13 protein-coding genes and 1 pseudogene are annotated in these 16,628 nt (G+C 63.8%); 3 read left to right on the top strand and 11 right to left on the bottom strand.

From position 1 onward, the window contains the following. The 4 genes from PMI02_RS01055 to PMI02_RS01070 form a co-directional block, all read right to left on the bottom strand. A partial coding sequence (locus PMI02_RS01055) for a polysaccharide deacetylase family protein (RefSeq protein ID WP_007677484.1) occupies positions 1 to 708 on the bottom strand: 708 nt, incomplete at its 3' end. Next, a complete protein-coding gene (locus tag PMI02_RS01060; protein WP_007677486.1) occupies positions 708 to 1,388 on the bottom strand; it encodes an isochorismatase family protein in 681 nt (226 codons plus the stop codon). The genes PMI02_RS01055 and PMI02_RS01060, both read right to left, overlap by 1 nt. A 115-nt stretch (positions 1,389 to 1,503) precedes the next feature. Further along, entirely contained in the window at positions 1,504 to 3,726 is a 2,223-nt protein-coding gene (locus PMI02_RS01065) for a TonB-dependent receptor (protein ID WP_007677488.1), read from the bottom strand. Between the two features lie 93 nt (positions 3,727 to 3,819). Then, the gene (locus PMI02_RS01070) at positions 3,820 to 5,193 is read right to left on the bottom strand and encodes an MFS transporter (protein WP_157222312.1); all 1,374 of its coding nucleotides are present in this window, start codon (positions 5,191 to 5,193) and stop codon (positions 3,820 to 3,822) included. Between the two features lie 69 nt (positions 5,194 to 5,262). On the opposite strand from PMI02_RS01070, the gene PMI02_RS01075 reads away from it, so the two are divergent. Then, on the top strand, positions 5,263 to 5,556 hold the full coding sequence (locus PMI02_RS01075) for a DUF1330 domain-containing protein (protein WP_007677491.1): 294 nt from the start codon (positions 5,263 to 5,265) through the stop codon (positions 5,554 to 5,556). A gap of 47 nt (positions 5,557 to 5,603) precedes the next feature. Here PMI02_RS01075 and PMI02_RS01080 read toward each other — a convergent pair whose 3' ends face one another. Continuing rightward, the gene (locus tag PMI02_RS01080; RefSeq protein WP_007677493.1) at positions 5,604 to 6,128 is read right to left on the bottom strand and encodes a hypothetical protein; all 525 of its coding nucleotides are present in this window, start codon (positions 6,126 to 6,128) and stop codon (positions 5,604 to 5,606) included. A 361-nt stretch (positions 6,129 to 6,489) separates the two neighbouring features. Between PMI02_RS01080 and PMI02_RS01085 the strand changes: the two genes are divergently transcribed. Beyond that, on the top strand, positions 6,490 to 8,625 hold the full coding sequence (locus PMI02_RS01085; protein WP_007677495.1) for a TonB-dependent siderophore receptor: 2,136 nt from the start codon (positions 6,490 to 6,492) through the stop codon (positions 8,623 to 8,625). 111 nt (positions 8,626 to 8,736) lie between these two features. Here PMI02_RS01085 and PMI02_RS26150 read toward each other — a convergent pair. From PMI02_RS26150 to epsC, 4 genes and pseudogenes are all read right to left on the bottom strand, one after another. Continuing rightward, positions 8,737 to 8,892, bottom strand: a pseudogene (locus PMI02_RS26150) (IS5/IS1182 family transposase); the annotation flags it as partial. Positions 8,893 to 9,164: 272 nt separating this feature from the next. Next, entirely contained in the window at positions 9,165 to 11,495 is a 2,331-nt protein-coding gene (locus PMI02_RS01090; protein WP_007677497.1) for a TonB-dependent siderophore receptor, read from the bottom strand. A 169-nt stretch (positions 11,496 to 11,664) separates the two neighbouring features. Next, positions 11,665 to 12,996 carry a dicarboxylate/amino acid:cation symporter gene (locus PMI02_RS01095; protein WP_007677499.1) on the bottom strand — a complete coding sequence of 444 codons (1,332 nt, stop codon included), beginning with the start codon at positions 12,994 to 12,996 and terminating at the stop codon, positions 11,665 to 11,667. A gap of 24 nt (positions 12,997 to 13,020) precedes the next feature. Beyond that, complete coding sequence (epsC, locus tag PMI02_RS01100; RefSeq protein WP_007677501.1) at positions 13,021 to 13,998, bottom strand: serine O-acetyltransferase EpsC; 978 nt, start codon at positions 13,996 to 13,998, stop codon at positions 13,021 to 13,023. Between the two features lie 444 nt (positions 13,999 to 14,442). Here epsC and PMI02_RS28255 point away from each other — a divergent pair, with 444 nt between their 5' ends. After that, on the top strand, positions 14,443 to 14,574 hold the full coding sequence (locus PMI02_RS28255) for a hypothetical protein (protein ID WP_304412056.1): 132 nt from the start codon (positions 14,443 to 14,445) through the stop codon (positions 14,572 to 14,574). A 24-nt stretch (positions 14,575 to 14,598) separates the two neighbouring features. Here PMI02_RS28255 and PMI02_RS01105 read toward each other — a convergent pair whose 3' ends face one another. Together PMI02_RS01105 and PMI02_RS01110 are read right to left on the bottom strand one after the other, a co-directional pair. Next, complete coding sequence (locus PMI02_RS01105) at positions 14,599 to 15,666, bottom strand: aldo/keto reductase (RefSeq protein ID WP_007677504.1); 1,068 nt, start codon at positions 15,664 to 15,666, stop codon at positions 14,599 to 14,601. Positions 15,667 to 15,668: 2 nt separating this feature from the next. Then, positions 15,669 to 16,508 carry an amidohydrolase gene (locus PMI02_RS01110; protein ID WP_007677505.1) on the bottom strand — a complete coding sequence of 280 codons (840 nt, stop codon included), beginning with the start codon at positions 16,506 to 16,508 and terminating at the stop codon, positions 15,669 to 15,671. Positions 16,509 to 16,628: the final 120 nt, after the last annotated feature.

Raw genomic sequence — 16,628 nt, forward strand, 5'->3', positions numbered from 1 at the left:
GGGGGGGAGCCGTTCGTACTGGCGGATCAGCGTCTGCGCGTACTCGCGCGGACTCATGTTGTAGATGAAGAAGCCGTAGTGGTCGTTGACCTCCAGGCTGTAGGGCATCGAGATCAGGTCGCCGCTGGTCGTGTTCACGCGCTGGGGCTGGTCGTCGTGGTAGAGGTCGCAGGTATAGTCGAGCCCGTATTCAGCGATGAGGTCCAGAGTGCGCGGGGTATGGGTGAGCGCGGGGGCGAGCCAGCCGCGGATCGTCTGGCCGGTGGCCTCGCGCACGGTGCGGATCGAATCCTCGATGATGGCGCGCTCCTGCGCCTCGTCCATGCCGTAGGAATAACGGGTGTTGTAGATGCCGTGGCTGAAGAATTCCCAGCCGCGTGCATTGGCGTCCGCCACCACTTCCGGGTGGTGCTGGCACAGTGCCACCGAAAGGCTGACCGAACCGGGGAACCCGCGCTTGCTCATGACTTCGGCCATGCGCCAGTGACCAACGCGGTTGGCGTGGTCGCGGTGGGAATAGCCGACGACGTCCGGATGCGGCTTCGTCCACGACTTGCGGTGCGGGTTCGCGGGCGGATCGATCTCGTAATATTCGAGATTGGGCGAGACCCAGACGGCGACCTTCTTGTCGCCCGGCCATGAAAACGGCACGCGGCCGCGATAGGGCGCGAAGTCGTAGAGCCCGGGATCGGCTTGTCCCTCCTGCATCAGTGGGCCTCCAGCCAGTCGATTACGGTCTGCACCGGCTCCACGTCGGCATATTTGAGCTGCAGGTCGGTGAGGTTGGCAAAGTGGTAGCTCTCGTGCTTGTCGGCGCAGGTCTCGATGGGGACGATGGTGCGGTAGCCACGGCTCAGGCTGTCGACGGCGGTGGCGCGGATACAGCCCGAGGTGGAGCCGCCGGTGATAATCAGGGTATCGACCTTGTGCCAGACCAGCAGGCTTTGCAGCGGCGTTTCGAAGAAGGCCGAGGGCATGCGCTTGGTGTAGATCATGTCGGAGGCATCGATCTCGCAGCGGTCGTCGAAGGCGTGGCGGCGGCTTTCGTACTTGATGTTCTGGAGCGAGTCCGGGGTGTTCGTGCGCGTGCCCCAGACGCCCGCATCGCTGGCATCATCGGCATAGGCGACGTGGGTCCAGATCACCGGCATGCCCTTGGCGCGCGCGAGGGCGGAGATCGTGTTGGTGTGTTCGATCTGGCGCGGATCGGTCTCATAGGCCGTCTTGAACTCGTCGATCCGGGTATAGGCGTTCTGGAAGTCGACGTTCACGACCGCCAGTTTCTCGCCGAACCCGAACTTCGTGCGGGCGGGATTCGCCATGACTTCCTCGAAGATCTGCCGCGCGGTCTTGCCGTCGCTGACCATCCGGGTGCCGACGATGCTCATGGTATACCTCTTGTCCGTGGGAGGGCGCCCCGCGATAGGAGCGTCAGACCGGCGCGGTGTCCGCTGGGAGGACAATCCTGTCCGACCTGCGGACACCGCGCCGGTTCACTCAGCGTCAGATCTCGAACTTCAGGCGCACAGTGTAGCGGCGCGGATCTCCAGGGAAGAGCGAGAGGAAGTTCGCGGTCACCGTCTTCTGGTCGGTGAGGTTGGACACCTCGAACGCGATCTTGATCTTCTCATCCATGGTCTTGTAGCTGATCGCCGCATCGACGTAGTCCTCGGTCTGCGTCGTCGTGGTATTGAGCACCGCCACCCAATAGGGCGAATTGTGGCGCCACGTGACCGAGGCGCCCAGCGAACCATCGAGCGCTTCCACCGGTTGGTCGTAAGCCGCGCCGCCGCTGAACTGGAAGGTCGGCACGCGCACCGGCTTGAAGGCAGTGGTGAGCGTGGTCGAAGTCGGCACGATGTAGGTATACTCTCCGTGCATCAGCGAGGGGTTGGCGAAGAGGCTGAAATTGCCGAACTTGGCGGTGCTCTCGATTTCGATGCCGTAGGCCTCGAACGTTCCGGCATTGAAGGGAAGCTGCGCGATCGTGCCGGTGATCGGGCTCGGGATGGCGGCAGTGACCTGCAGGTCCTTGGTTCGTGCGAAATAGCCGGTGGCGTTGAAGCGCAGTTTGCGGCCGAACAGCTCCGACTTGACGCCGCCTTCGAATGACCAAGTCTTCTCCGGGTCGAACAGCACCGCATTGAAGGGGGCCGCAGAGCCCCCGTTCCAACCACCTGACTTGAAGCCATTGGTCGCGGAGGCGAAGACCATCACGTCGGGGTTGATCTTGTAGTTCACGGCCACGCGTGGCGTGAACTTCCGATATGTGCGCTTGAGCGGAATGCCGAAGGCGGCGACGTCCGCGCTGTCGTAACCGAAGCCGGGGAATTCCTCGGAAGCGAGGTAATCGACCTTCTTGGTCTCGATCGTGTAGCGTCCGCCAGCGGTCAGGGTAAGCTGGTCGGTCAGATCGAAATCAGCCTGTGCGTAGATTGCGCCGGTCTCGGTCTGCGGCAGCAGGTGCTGGTCCTGGATCAGCCGGAATGCAGTTGTGCCGCCCGAGAAGCTCGTCTGACGGTCGTCCGACTCTTCCTTGAGATAGAACAGTCCGGCAACGAGGTGCACACGGTCGCCCAGCAGGTCGGTGTTGTACTTCAGCTCATGAGACCACTGTTCGTGCGTGCCGTTGTCGGTGATGATGTAGCCGGCGTACTTGTTGACTGCGCTGGCGCTGTATTCGGTGATGTATCCCTGGTCGAGATGCCGGTAGCCGAAGATGTAGGTCAGCGACCCGTTGTCGAGATCGTAGTTGACGTTCGCGCTCACCGCGACGTTATCGGAAAGGTTGCAGTTGCCCTTCTGGGTGGCGAGCAGGTTCTGGGCGTTGTTGCCGTCGCAGCTCGTGGATGCCAGGCCGGACGCGCTCTCGTAGAAGACCGGGCGGGTCGTGGCGCCCGCGACGTAAGGATTGTCCCCAGGCACGTTGCGCATGCCCGCATACGTACCCGAATTACGGGTGAATTCGCCGGAAAGGTCGATCGTCAGCCGATCGGTCGGTAGCAGGCGAACATCGCCGCGCAGGCCGTAGCTGCTCTCGCCGTTGAGCCATTCACCGGTGGTGATGTTCTTGAGATAACCGCGGTCCTGAACCACGTAGCCCGAGAGCTTGGTGAGGATCTGGTCGGAGAGCGGCAGGTCGGCGGAGGCCTTGACCGTGTAGCGCTCATAGGAGCCTCCGGTCACCTCCATCTTCATGCCGGCCGTATCTGAGGGCTTGCGCATGATGACGTTGATGGCGCCGCCGGTGGTGTTGCGGCCGAACAGCGTGCCCTGCGGGCCGCGCATCACTTCCACTCGCTCGGTGTCGAAGAAGGCGTAGTTGTTGGCGTTCTGGCGGGCGATGTAGACGTCGTCCACATACGTGGTGACCGGCGCATCGAAGGTCGGAGTCGACTGGCTGTTGCCGAGGCCGCGCAGATAATAGGCGTTTGCCGAGGCTAGGCCTGCATTGTGCTGCGAAACCATGCCGGGCACGAATTTCGAGGTAGAGATCGCGTCCTGCACATTGAGGCGTTCGAGCATCGCATCGTTGAATGCAGTGACGGTGACCGGCACGTCCTGCAGCTTTTCCTGCCGGCGCTGCGTGGTGACGACGATGTCTTCCAGCCCGCCGGTCTCGGTGCCGGTTTGTGCGGGTGCTTCCTGTGCCTGCGCCTCGGCTTGGATGGCGACGAGGCTGAGCGGTACGAATATCGTGGAAAGGAGCAGTCGGTAGTCGGTCATGGCGATTCCCTCATGGAATGGCGACCATTCGCCGAACGATATTGTTATATTCATATAACAATAAGTCAAATGATTGACTCAGAATCTGAAACCTCAGGAAAACCGCGGGTAACGGCCCAGAAACAGGAAGCCGGCGGCACTGATCGGGAGGATGACCGCACAGGTCAGGAGTGCAGGCGAGAAGTCGTGGGCCGCGTCGCGAATCATCCCGAAGACGAGCGGCGCGAAGCCTGCGCCTATAGTGAAGCAGACGTAGAACAGCCCATAGATCGCGGCGTAGGAGCGCATGCCGAAATATTTCGCGGTGAGATAAGCGACAACGTCGAACTCGACGCCCAGTGCGAAGCCGATGAGGAAGATTGCGATGCCGGCGGTGGCGGGTTGCAGATTTCCCGCTGACAGGATCAGGCAGGATGCGATCGGCACGCTCAGAATGACGAAAGCCACGGCTGGCGCCCAGAAGCGGTCGAGAAGGAAGCCGCCTGCCAGCCGCCCGGTGATGGAGGCAAGGCCGACCAGCGGCGTCAGCCTGATGATCGTCGCCGGATCGAGCCCCCTGTCCCCCAAGATGGACTCGAGGTTAGGCGGCGTACCGGCCAGCGCGAAGGACAGCGGTATCAGCAATAGGGCGATCAGCCAGAAGCGCCATTGGCGCAGCGACTCTCCGCGGGAAAAGCCGGTCAGCGGTGTAAGGGGAGTGGAGGTGGACCCGGCGTCGGCAGTGGTGGGGTCGCGGAACAGCAGCAGGGTAATCGGCGCCGCGACCAGCAGCGGCAGGGCGCCGAGAGCGGCATAGGCCGTGCGCCAGCCGTAGTCTGCGATCACCCAAGCCAGGATCGGCTTGCAGGCGATGCCGAACAGGCCCGTGCCCATCATGGCGATGCCCAGCGCCAGCCCCCGGTGCCGGTCGAACCAGCGGTTAACCGTACGGGTGAAGGTGATCGGCAGGCTGCCCGCGCCGACGGCGGAGGCCACCGCCCAGGTGACGTAGTATTGGGTCAGCGATCCGTCGAGCGTGGCGAGCGAGATATACGACAGCCCGAACAGTGCGAGCGAGCAGGCGGCGACCGGCCGGGCGCCGTAGCGCTCGCAGAGAAGCCCGGCCATCGGTGCGGCGACCAGAAGGGCGAGCGTCGTTATCGTCAGCCCGGCCATGATCTCGCCCATGGACCATCCGAAGTCATGCGCCAGATGCGGCGCAAAAATGCCGAACGTATAGAATGGCAACGAAACCAGCCCGCTACCGATACCAATCAGCGATGCCAGCAGGATCGTCCAGCCGCGCGCGAACTCACCCTGCCCCGCCGACGCGGCGGCGTGGGGATGTCCCCCGGAGACCTTTTCGATCCGGTTTGCCTGCAAATTTGCCTCCATGAAATACGCTGCAATGCAGGGAGCCTGTTCCGCCGCCGCATTCCCAGCGTTGGTCCGAGGGCATCCGCACAGCGGATAGGCCGAGGTCGGCACTGGCCGCGCCGTACACGTTGGTTGGACTATCGAACCACGATCGCAAACATCGACAAGGAGAAGAATTTCATGGCCGCCTGGCTAGTCGTCACCGCCCACCTCAAGGATCGCGAGGCTTTCATGTCCTGCGGTTATGCTCAGGCAGCCGCCGATGCGCTGATCAGTTACGGCGGGACTTACGTCGTGCGTGCGCCCGGCGGAACTGTTCTGGAAGGCGAGGGCAAGGATGGCGGCTCGATCGTGGTTTCCGAATGGCCCGACCGCGCGGCTGCGCTCGCATTCTGGAATTCGCCTGAATACAGTTCGGCGAAGGTCCTGCGCGAAGGGCTCGCGGACATTACCGTCACGCTCGTCGGCACATAACAAATGCGCTCCTGCCGGTTGAAATCCGGCAGGAGCGTGGCTCGCCGTCAGATGTCGGGTGCGCTTTCGTCGGACCAGTTCTTCCAGTCGCGAGTCACGAAGACCTCGTCGATCAGGGTGCGCTGGTAGCATTTGCCGTCGCGGAACCACTGCCAGGTTCGTGCGCGGTTCGTGCGCTCGTCGTTGTTCTGGATCATTTCGTAGAGGTAGATGCCCGGCTCGTCGTGGCGGGTCCAGTTGAGGCACGTCGAACGGTTGAAGTCATCGGGCTGCATGGCGGCTGCCCACCCCTTGATCAGGTCGTTGTCCCACCAGATGCGGCCATCCCGGTAGATCGCCGGGAAATCGCGCACTTCAGCGCGGCCGTCGTCCCAGTAGTAGTGGTTCGTCTGGTGGTAGTGATCGACGCCGTCCTTGCTGAACAGGCGGCAGATCAGCCGCGAGCGATGCTGATCGGTCAATTCCCCGGTCTTAGCATCGTAGTAACGGTACCAGCCTTCCCATACACCTTCATTGGACGCCAGCAGCGGCATCGCCTCGCGCACGCCAGGCTCGTTGATCAAAGCAGTCATGCAACCTCCTTCGCCCGCCAAGGCGGCAATTTGTTGTGAACGGCGTCACTTTCCGTCCGCGATCGGAAGTTTGCTGGAAAGGCGCCCGCGCGCTTCATCGCCGATGCAGGTTATCCGTCCTGCGGACAGCCGACGGGCATCAACCGGCCCCTCATGCGACCCTAGGTCGCAAAAGACATCATACAAACGTGGAAGTGGTGAGGGGAAATTGGCGTGTAGGTCAAGTCGATGGAAGGCTGCTGCGCGCAAAGCGCGAGCCAGTCCGACAAAATCAGTCAGTGCGCATATCACTAATGACAATCACTAGCATTATCGTTAGGCGGTCGTTGCATTGTACGGACGGAACCGACGAGGGGGCAGCATGAACCATATATCCTGGACAGCATGTGGACTGGCATTGGCCGCAATCAACGCAAGCCCCGCCTGGGCCGAGGACGACAAGGACGACACCGACCCCATCGTCGTCACCGGCGCTCTCGAAAAGACGTCCGCTGGCACCAAGACCGACACCCCGCTGATCGAGACGCCGCAGCCCATCACCATCATCGATGCCGAGACCTACATCTCGCAGGGTGCGATCTCGGTCGCAGACACCTTCCGCTATGTGTCGGGCGTCCAGGCTAACACCTACGGCACGGACGGGCGCGTCGACAGTAACCGCATCCGCGGCACCTCCCCGCTACAGTTCCGCGACGGCATGCGCGACGTTTACGACAGCTACGCCAGCATCCGCGCCGACCCATATAACTTCTCGCGCATCGAAGTGGTGCGCGGCCCAGCCTCGGTGCTGTTCGGCCAAAGCTCGATCGGCGGCATCTTCAACCTCGTCTCCAAGATGCCGGAGTTCGAGAGGCACGGCGATGCGGCGATCGTCTATGGTTCATTCGACCGCAAGGAAGTCATGGCCGACCTCACCGGCCCGCTGACCGACACCATCGCCGCCCGCATTGTCGGACGGGTGCGCGATTCCGGCACGCAGGTCGACCATGTCAGCGACGACCGCGTGATGGTCGCGCCGTCGATCAAGTGGCGGCCCGGCCCCTCGACCGACGTGACCTTGCTCGGCCTTTACCAGGAGGACGATGGCGGATCCCAATCGACCTTCCTGCCGCTGATCGGCACCTTGTTCGAGAACCCGGTTGCCGGGCAGCTGCCGAACGACACCTTCCCGGGCACGCCCGGCTTCGACCGCTACGACGGCCGTCTGCTGCAGGGCACTGGCATCGTCGAGCAGCGCTTGGGCGACACGGTGAAGCTGAGCCTGAAGGCGCGCTACATCGACAGTCACGTCGATTACTTCTCGCAGTATCCCAACAGCTATTCCAACCCGCGCAATCCCTACGGCGCTGACGGGCGGAGCATCCGTCTGTCAGGCAACCAGACCTTTGCGCGGATGAAGATCTTCAGCACCGACAACAACGTGCAGTGGCGCTTCAACACCGGCGCGCAGGTCGAGCACCTTCTGCTCGCCGGCGTCGACTACAGCTGGAACAAGATCGATCGGTCGTCGACGCCGCTGGCGGCGGGCACGTTCGCCAACGGCGTCAACGTGATCGACCTCTACGATCCGACCGACCCGCGCCGCTACGACATGCCGACGCTGGCGGCGACCACCACGGTCACCCAGCCCCAGCAGAGCCAGCTCGGCTTCTACGCACAGGACCAAATCCGATTCTGGGACCGCGTCTCGGTGGTCGTCGGGCTGCGCCACGACGACGTGACCACCAAGGCGCTCGGCCGCGCCGACACCAAGGACAAGGCGACCACCTTCCGAGCGGGGATCATCGGCGAGCTGGGCTGGGGCATCTCGCCCTTCTTCAGCTACACGGAGAGCTTCCTGCCGATCACCGGCAACGATCCCCAAGGCAATCCCTATGTACCGCAATTCGGCCGCCAGCTGGAAGGCGGCGTCAAGTGGGCGCCCGACCAGTACACCCTGGTCAACGCCACCGCGTTTCACATCAAGGACCGCAATCGCCTGATCACCAACCCCAATCCCAACCCGACCGATCCCTTCCCCACCGCGTCGATCCAGGCGGGCGAGGTCATCTCGAAGGGCTACGAGCTGGAAGCGAGCCGGGTATTGCCAGAGGACTTCGAGCTGCGCCTGAACTACAGCTTCACCAAGGCCCGCAACGCCAACGGCACGCCGGTGGACAACCTGGCGAAGAACATGGCCTCGGCGTGGCTCGGCAAGACCATCCGGGACCTGTCGGGCTGGCAGTTGCGCCTGGGCGGCGGCGTGCGGTATGTCGGCGAGAGCAAGTCCTACGGGCTTGCGTGGGTCGGCAGCACCCAGGCACCGGATGGCACCATCATCACCCCGGACGTTACTCTTTTCGATGCTCTCGTCGAGGTTCGGCGAGATGCATGGTCCTTCGCGATCAATGCGAACAACCTCACAAACAAGAAGTTCTACGCAGCCTGCCTGGCGCGCGGCGACTGCTTCATTGGAGCCGAACGCAACATCTTCGGCACCCTGCGCTACCGCTTCTAAATCTTGAGCTGCCCGGCCATTTCCCAGATTTGGCCGGGCATCGCAGGCGAGCGGCAAAGCCGGATCGACCGATGTCGCTAGGCTCAACGCGTTGGGCAAAGGGCTGACTGATCATAGCCAGAAGATTGCGGTGGCTGCCAAGGCGAGGACGGACCAGAGGCGGGGGCGGCAATCGTATCGCGTTGCGAAGCGGCGCCAATCCTTGAGCCGGCCGAACATGATATCAACAAGATTGCGGCGCTTGTATCGATGCTTGTCGTATTTGACGGGTGATGGCGCAGCAGGACTTCGAGGCGGGGCAGGCAAGGGGCAGGTCGCCTTGTCCGACCTCGACCCACAGCGCGATGTGCCCATCCTTGTGGTACCTCTGCTGAGACCGCTGACCCTCGGGCTCGACGCTTCAATTGCAAGGGCGTCCGGTACATTGCATCAACACTCCGCCCCGGACACTGCAAGACGAGCCCGTCCTTCCCTGCCAGGCATACCGGTAGGTCTAGCGCCACGCCAGCACAGGTCGGCGGCGCGGCCGGACGGGATCGTCACCAGGTCAGGCCAGCACGGACATACAGGTAGCGCCCGTTGAAGCCATACGGTGAGTAATACGGGAAGCCGGTCACACCCGTGGTGTTGAGCGAGGCAGGTACCCTCCTAGGATAGACGTCAAACAGGTTGTTCGCGCCCAGTGCCAGATTGAAGGCGCTCTCCGGCTGGTAGCGAAGTTCGAGATCCGTGATAGCGCGGCTGCCAGTTCCGATGTCGCTGGTGGCGACCGTACCAGGCTGCAGCACGTTGCCGTAGTAGGTGACCCGCGCCGTCGCGCCCAGCGATGCGCCCGTCCATGCCAGTGTCCCCGAGACCTTCTCGCCGGGAGTGCCTTCCTCGATGGTGAGGATACGGCTGCGCGCGAAGAGGGTCGAGAGCGGGCTGGTCGGCACCTTGGTGATCTTGATGTCGTTGACGTTGCCTGCCACCGTGAAGTCGAAGGTGCCCGCGCCGTCCGTCACGAGCTTGTAATTGGCGACCGCGTCGATGCCCCTGGTGGTGCTGGCCAGCCCGTTGAGGAAGAAGCGCGCGGCGGAGACGCCGGGGATCGTCGTCACTGGGATATTCTCCGACAGGCCGATCTGGTTGCGCACGTGGATGCGATAGCCGTCGACGGTCAGCGAGAATCCGCCGCCCCGCACGACGAACCCGGCCGACAGGTTGGTCGACTTTTCAGGCTCCAGCGCCTTGCCGCCGAGAGCGGCTGCCGTCGCCGACGTGGCGGGATATGTGCCGGTGACGATCTGGTTGCCGTTCTGGATGACCGAGGTGATCGAGGTGTAATACTGCTGGATCAGGCTCGGCGCGCGGAAGCCGGTGGAGGCGGTGCCCCGGATCGCGAAGGCGGGGCTGAAGTCATAGCGCAGGGACAGCTTGCCGGTGCCGGTGGTGCCGAAGTCCGAATAGTCCTCGCCGCGACCGGCGAGGCCGACCAGCAGCTTGTCGGTCACTTGCGCCTCGAGGTCGAGGTAGATCGACCCGTTCTGGCGATGTTCACTGACTTCGTTCAGCGTCGAGAAGCCAGGGAACCCCTGCGCACCCGGCGTCGCGGCCGGGAAGGCGGTGCCGTAGCCGTAGGAGGCGGGTTCGCCAGCCTTGATCTCGTAGCTTTCGCGGCGGCCTTCGACGCCCCAGGCCACGTTGAGCGACTGGAACACGTCGAACTGCCTGGAGAAGTCCACTCCCGCCACCCATTGGTCGTAGATCGATGCGCCGTCGTAGAATTCGGTCTGGCTCGCCGCGCCGTAAGTGTAGTTGGCGGAATCGAGGGTCCGGTAGTCGATACGATTGCGGCCGTAGCTGACGTTGATGTCGGTCTTCCACCCGGCGATCTCGCCGCGCAGGCCGCCGGTGACGGTCAGGTCCTTGGAGCGGGTGTTGATCTTGGGCAGGAAGCCGTCCAGCCCGAATGCCGCTGCCGCCGAGTCCAGACGGGGGAATGCGGCCGAGCTGGAATCGCGATACTGGTAACCGCCGAAGCCGTAGACCTCCCACGTCTCGCCCAGCGGCTTGGCTGCATTGGCGTAGACCGAGTAGCTCTCCACCGCCGGGTCGCCGAAGCGGTTGTCGACGACGGGCGTGGCGAGGCGTGGGTCGACGTCGCCGCGGCTTGTCGGGTTGCGGTGCGTGTATTCGCCCGAGACGGTCAGGAACCCGTCGCCACCCAGCTTGATGCCCTGCCACCCAGAGGCGGTCACGGTGCTTTCCCCCGTGACATGCCGGCTGTCGCGCGCGGTGTCGATCTGGGTGTCGTAGATGCCGTAGGTGACGCTCGCGCCGCCGCCGTGGTCGGCTTCTCGCAAGCGCAGGTTCACGACGCCGGCGATGGCGTCGGACCCGTACTGAGCTGAAGCGCCGTCCCGCAGGACCTCGATCGAGGCCAGTGCGGTGGCGGGAATGGTGTTGAGGTCGACTGCCGCCGAGCCGCGCCCCACCGAACCATTGACGTTGAGGGAGGCGGAAGTGTGCGCGCGTACGCCGTTGATCAGCACGAGGGTCTGGTCCGGCCCCATACCGCGCAGGGTGGCGGGCCGGATCGCGTCGGTGCCGTCGGTGGCCGACGGACGCGGGAAGCTGATCGAGGGCACCGTGTTGGCAAGCGCGGTGGCGAGTTCGGTGGTGCCCTGCTGCCTCAGATCCTGCGCGGTCACGACGTCCACCGGGGAAGAAGTGTCGAGCTTGGAGCGCCCCTGCGCCCGGCTGCCGGTAACGACGATCTCACTATCGCTGCCCGCATCCGAAGCCGCTTCCTGCGCGCAGGCGACCTGCGCCTGTGCGAGAGCGGCGGTCGACACGGCGGCGAGTGCCAGGACATTCGTGAACCTCATGACTTTCTCCTCATGCCGCGAACCCGCTGAGGGCTGGCGCGGCGACACCTGAACACGGCTTTTCTGCGAGACCCGGCGGCGACTGTGGCCGTTGCTTGCGTGCTCACCCTCGGTAGCCCGCTCGAGGTTACGCAAGATCGCATGCGGCGATGCGGCATGTCTCATAAGTTTATCGAATATGTTCATTTATTTGCTTATTTGACGCTACGAGACTGCGGCTCGCCTCCGTCAACCCAAGTCGCTTTGCGACGATCAGCGGGACCAGCACTTGTCCAGCGACGTTCACCGCGGTGCGCCCCATATCGAGGATGGGATCGATCGCCAGCAGGAGCCCCGCCCCTTCGAGAGGTAATCCCAGCGTCGAAAGCGTGAGTGTAAGCATGACGACGGCGCCGGTCAGGCCAGCGGTGGCGGCCGATCCCAGCACGCTGACGATCGCGATCAGCGCATAGTCCGAAGGATGCAGGGTGACGCCATAGAACTGCGCGACGAAGATGGCCGAGATCGCCGGATAGATCGCCGCGCAGCCGTCCATCTTGGTCGTGGACCCCAGTGGCACCGCGAAAGCGGCATACGAATGCGGCACGCCGAGCCGCTCGGTGACCTCCTCGGTGACCGGCATCGTCCCGACCGACGAGCGGGAAAGGAAACCCAGCTGGATCGCCGGCCAGGCCACGGCGAAGAAGCGGAACGGGTCGAGACGGTGGATCAGCAGCAAGGCCGGATAGACGCCCAGCAACACGAGCCCAAGCCCCAGATACACCGCTCCCGCAAAGGCGCCGAGCGCCGATAGCGCGTCCCAGCCGTAATTGACCACTGCATCGGCGATCAGCGCGGCGGAGCCCACCGGCGTCAGCGCGATCAGCCAGCGCAGCAGCTGGCGCAGCACCTGATTGGCCGACGTCATGAACACCAGGAACGGCTCGGCCTTCGTACCCACCTTCACCGCCGCGGCGCCTACGGCGACTGCTGCCACGATGATCTGCAGCACGTTGAAAGATACGCTGGTGATGGCCGCGCCGTCTGCGATCTTCGTCACGGCGCCGATGCCGAGGTAGTTCGCGGGCACCAGACCCTTGAGGAAGTCGAGCCAGCCGCCGACCGCTCCCGGTGCCTGCGCCGCCTCGGCAGCCACACCGGCGTGGAGGCCCGGCTGGATCATCAGACCCAGCGCGATTCCGACCACCACCGCGATCAGCGCGGTGATCGCGAACCACACGAGTGTATGGGCCACCAATCGCACCGCATTGTCGAGCCCGCGGATAGCCGCCACCGAGGCGACGATCGCGGTGAATACCAGCGGCGGCACGAGGGTGCGCAGCAACTGCACGAACACCTGCGCGACCGTATGGAACGTCGCGGTCGCTGCCGTCGTTACGGCGCCGGTCGGATCGAGGCCTTTGACGACGAGGCCCGCCACGAGGCCCAGCAGCATGCCCAGGATGACTTGAGTCCCGAAGCTGGGGAGATGGCCGCGACGCGGCGAGGTTTTCGGGGTCATGCGCTTTCCTTCGAACGCCGGCGGTCAGGCCGGCGATCCGCGGTCGCCTTGGGGGCTGATGACCAGGTTCTGCTCACGGGCCTGGAACACGCGGCTGAACGGGGCGACGTCGTGCGTCAGCCAGACGTTGCCGCCGATCTCCGATCCCGCGCCGATGGTGACGCGGCCCAGAATCGTCGCCCCGGCGTAGATCACCACGTCGTTTTCGATCACGGGATGGCGCGGCAACGCCTTGATGAGCGCGCCCGACGGCCCGGCCGGGAAGTTTTTCGCACCCAGCGTCACGCCCTGGTAGATGCGCACGTTGTCACCGATGATCGCGGTTTCGCCGATGACGACGCCGGTGCCATGGTCGATGAACAAGCCTTTGCCGATCCGGGCACCGGGATGGATGTCGATCCCCGTGCTTCCGTGCGCAATCTCCGAGATGATGCGCGCCACCAGCGGCGCACCCTCCAGATGGAGCGCGTGGGCCAGCCGGTAGTGGATGATCGCCAGCAGGCCTGGGTAGCAGATCAGCACCTCGTCCAGGCTGCGCGCCGAGGGGTCGCCCCGGAACGCGGCCTCGATGTCGATGTCGAGCAGGCGGCGGATGTCCGGCAACTGGCGGGATAACGAGAGGACCATGCGCGTCGCACCCTCTTCGATGGTCTCGCCATCGCCTTCGTCGAGTGTGTAGTTGAGTTCGAGCCTCAGCTGTGCGTGCAACCGGCTCAGCGCGATCTGGAGCGTCTGGGTGACGAACAGGTCTTCGTTGTGCAGGCGCACGAAGTCGGGGCCAAGGCGGAGGGGGAACAACGCCCCGCACAGCTCTTCGGTCACTTTGGCCAGCCGGACGCGGGAGGGGAAACTCTCCACTCCGTACTCCGCATGGTGGGTATTCGTCTCCCTCCAGTCGCGGCGGATCTGCGCAAGTTCACGGACGATGCCGCCGACTTCCCAGAAATCGCCTTCGGTGACGGCTGTGGTTCCATTCGTCGAAGCCTCGGGGGTGGAAATCACGATGAAAGCCCTCCGACGATCGAACTCATACGCTCGGTCCAGAGACAATCGGCAACGATAAGTCCGTGGTTGCGGTATGATTGCCTGAGTGCGGAGCGTTTCGCTCGAGATGAGGAATGCATGGCGAGGGTGAACTCTGCGATGGCGAAGAACCTTGCCTAGTCACCGCCCGACGCAGCGCGCAATCGACCCGGGGTTCTGGTGGTCATGAGCTATCTCAACTAGTTCGGTAGATAAATCCGGTCAAGCGACCCAGATGCCTGTCCGGCCAAGAAAACATGCGTGCCTATGAAGATCGGCTTCGCCGGCGGCTTTTGGGAACCGCGCGCAGATCGATGATCCCGGCAGCGATATATCGAGCGGCTGCCGAAAGCGGGGTGGTTTGATTCAATGGCAGCACAGAATGATGGACGAGCATGGCCCCGACGGATGGGCTGACGCTTAATGGCCCAGCTCATCGAGGATGAGGAGGTCGCGACGCAGCAGACGCTCGGCCCGCTGGCCGGAATGGTTCGCAGTCTTTTCCTGCTCAAGCTGGGAAGCGGGCTGCCTAGATCTGATAGGAGATGGACCTGACCTCACGCTCGGCCATATCCGCCTTCAGGAGTTGCAAGGACGGGTTCCGTGTACAGAAGCGCGAAGCTGCTCTCCATGCTCCTGGAACGATGCTGGAGAGGATGCTCGCGCATCTATCAGGCAGGCGGATGCAAGGGCGTTCCAGAAATCTTCTGTGATCGGAAAAGCTATCAAGTCTTGTGCGGCTTGCAGTTCGGCCGTCGTCGCGATGCCGGGGATCACGGCATCGACAAGAGCATGACGGATGGGGAACTGGAGTGCGGCAGCGGCTATCGGTACGCCGAAGTCCAGGCACAGGTCTTCGATGCGGCCGACGCGGTCGATCACTTCGGCGGAGGGCGATCCGTACTCGTATGGCGCTGGCGGGCTATTGCGCACTCCCCGTGCTAGAATGCCGGAATTGAACGGAGCCCCAGCTATTATGCGAACGCCCCGTTTCTCACAGAGCGGGAAGAGACTGTCGAGCGGCGATTGCTCGAGCAGTGTGTAGCGCCCGGCGAGCAGGATCATGTCGAGTTCGGCATGGCCGAGCACTTCTTCGCACACTGCAGTCTCGTTGACGCCGAGACCGATAGCGCCGACCGCGCCGCTGGCGCGCAGTTCCTGCATGGCGCGCAGGCCGCCGCCGAGGAACTCCTGCATCCGTTTGGCGTGGGCGTCGCCATGGGCGTAGCTGCCGATGTCGTGCGCCAGCAGGATGTCCACCCGGTCGCGGCGTAGGCGCTTCAGGCTCGCCTCGTGCGAGCGCATTACGGCATCGTAACCGTAGTCGAACACGCTTTCGAAGGGCTCGGGCGAAACGAAGCCTTGGCGGACGGTCATCAGATCAGCGTTCGGGGCGGGATCGAGGCGGCGGCCGACTTTTGTGGAGATGACCGCCTCGCCTGCCGGGTCCAACAAGGCCAGCGCGTCGCCGAGGCGCTTCTCGCTCAGGCCGAAGCCGTAGTGCGGCGCCGTGTCGAAATATCTCAGGCCTGCCGCCCATGCGGCGTCGATGACCGCGAAGGCATCCGCATCCGAAATCGCGCGATAGAGATTGCCGATCGCTGCGGAGCCGAAGCCCAGCTTTCCCGCAAAGAGTTGCTCCGCCATTTTCAGTTCAATCCGTAGAATTCGCGGGCGGCGCCTTCGAACAGGCGGTGTTTGTCGGCAGCTGTCATGGCGCCGGCCAGTGCGAGTGTATCGTCGATCCAGTCTGCATAGCTGTCGCCCATATGCACCAACACGGGCCAGTCGCTGCCCCACATCGTGCGTGCGCCGAAGAGGTCCAGCACGTGCCGGACATAAGGTGCAAGCGCGGCCACATCCTGGCCCTGCGCCTGCTGGGTGCGCAGGCCGGAGAGTTTGCACCAGACGTTCGGCAGGCGTGAGAGAGCAGCAAGATCACTGCGCCACGGTTCCTGGGCCAAGTTCGCCGCATCGGGCTTGCCAGCATGGTCGATGACGATCGGCAGCTGCGGCCATCTTTGCGCGAAGCGGGCAAGGGCGGGCAGGTGGCGGGGTTCGACGAGCGCGTCGAAGCGCAGGCCATGTGCGAGCAGGGCATGTATCGCCAGAGCCAGTTCGTCGCGCAGGATCCATTCGCTGTCCTTGATGCCCTGCAGCATGGGCCGCACGCCAAGGCACCCAGGGCGACCGGCCAGTGCTGCGATGCGCGCCGCCGCATCCGGTGCTTCGAGCGCGGCCCAGGCCACTATCCCCAGCACCATGGACTCATCGGCGGCGAGGTCAAAGATCCAGTCGGTGTCGCGATCGTCGGGTTGCGACTGGACGAGCACCGTGCCAGCAAGATCCAAGCCTGATGTGGCGGCGGCAAGGTCCGCAGGAAGAAAGTCGCGATGGAGCAACGGCCAGGCCGCATCCGGCCACGCGCATTCCGGTGCGTCGATGCGCCAGAAGTGCTGGTGCGAATCGAGGACGCGTGGCCGGCTCATGCCGCGGGCTCACTTTTTCGGCCGGTATGCCGGATGATTTCGTCCCGCTCAGCCATGCGCTCTCCCGACGCTTCCGACCTTGCGCCGGAGGTAAACATACGACATCATACAACATCGAAT

The sequence above is a fragment of the Novosphingobium sp. AP12 genome, assembly GCF_000281975.1.
Taxonomy (GTDB): Bacteria; Pseudomonadota; Alphaproteobacteria; order Sphingomonadales; family Sphingomonadaceae; genus Novosphingobium.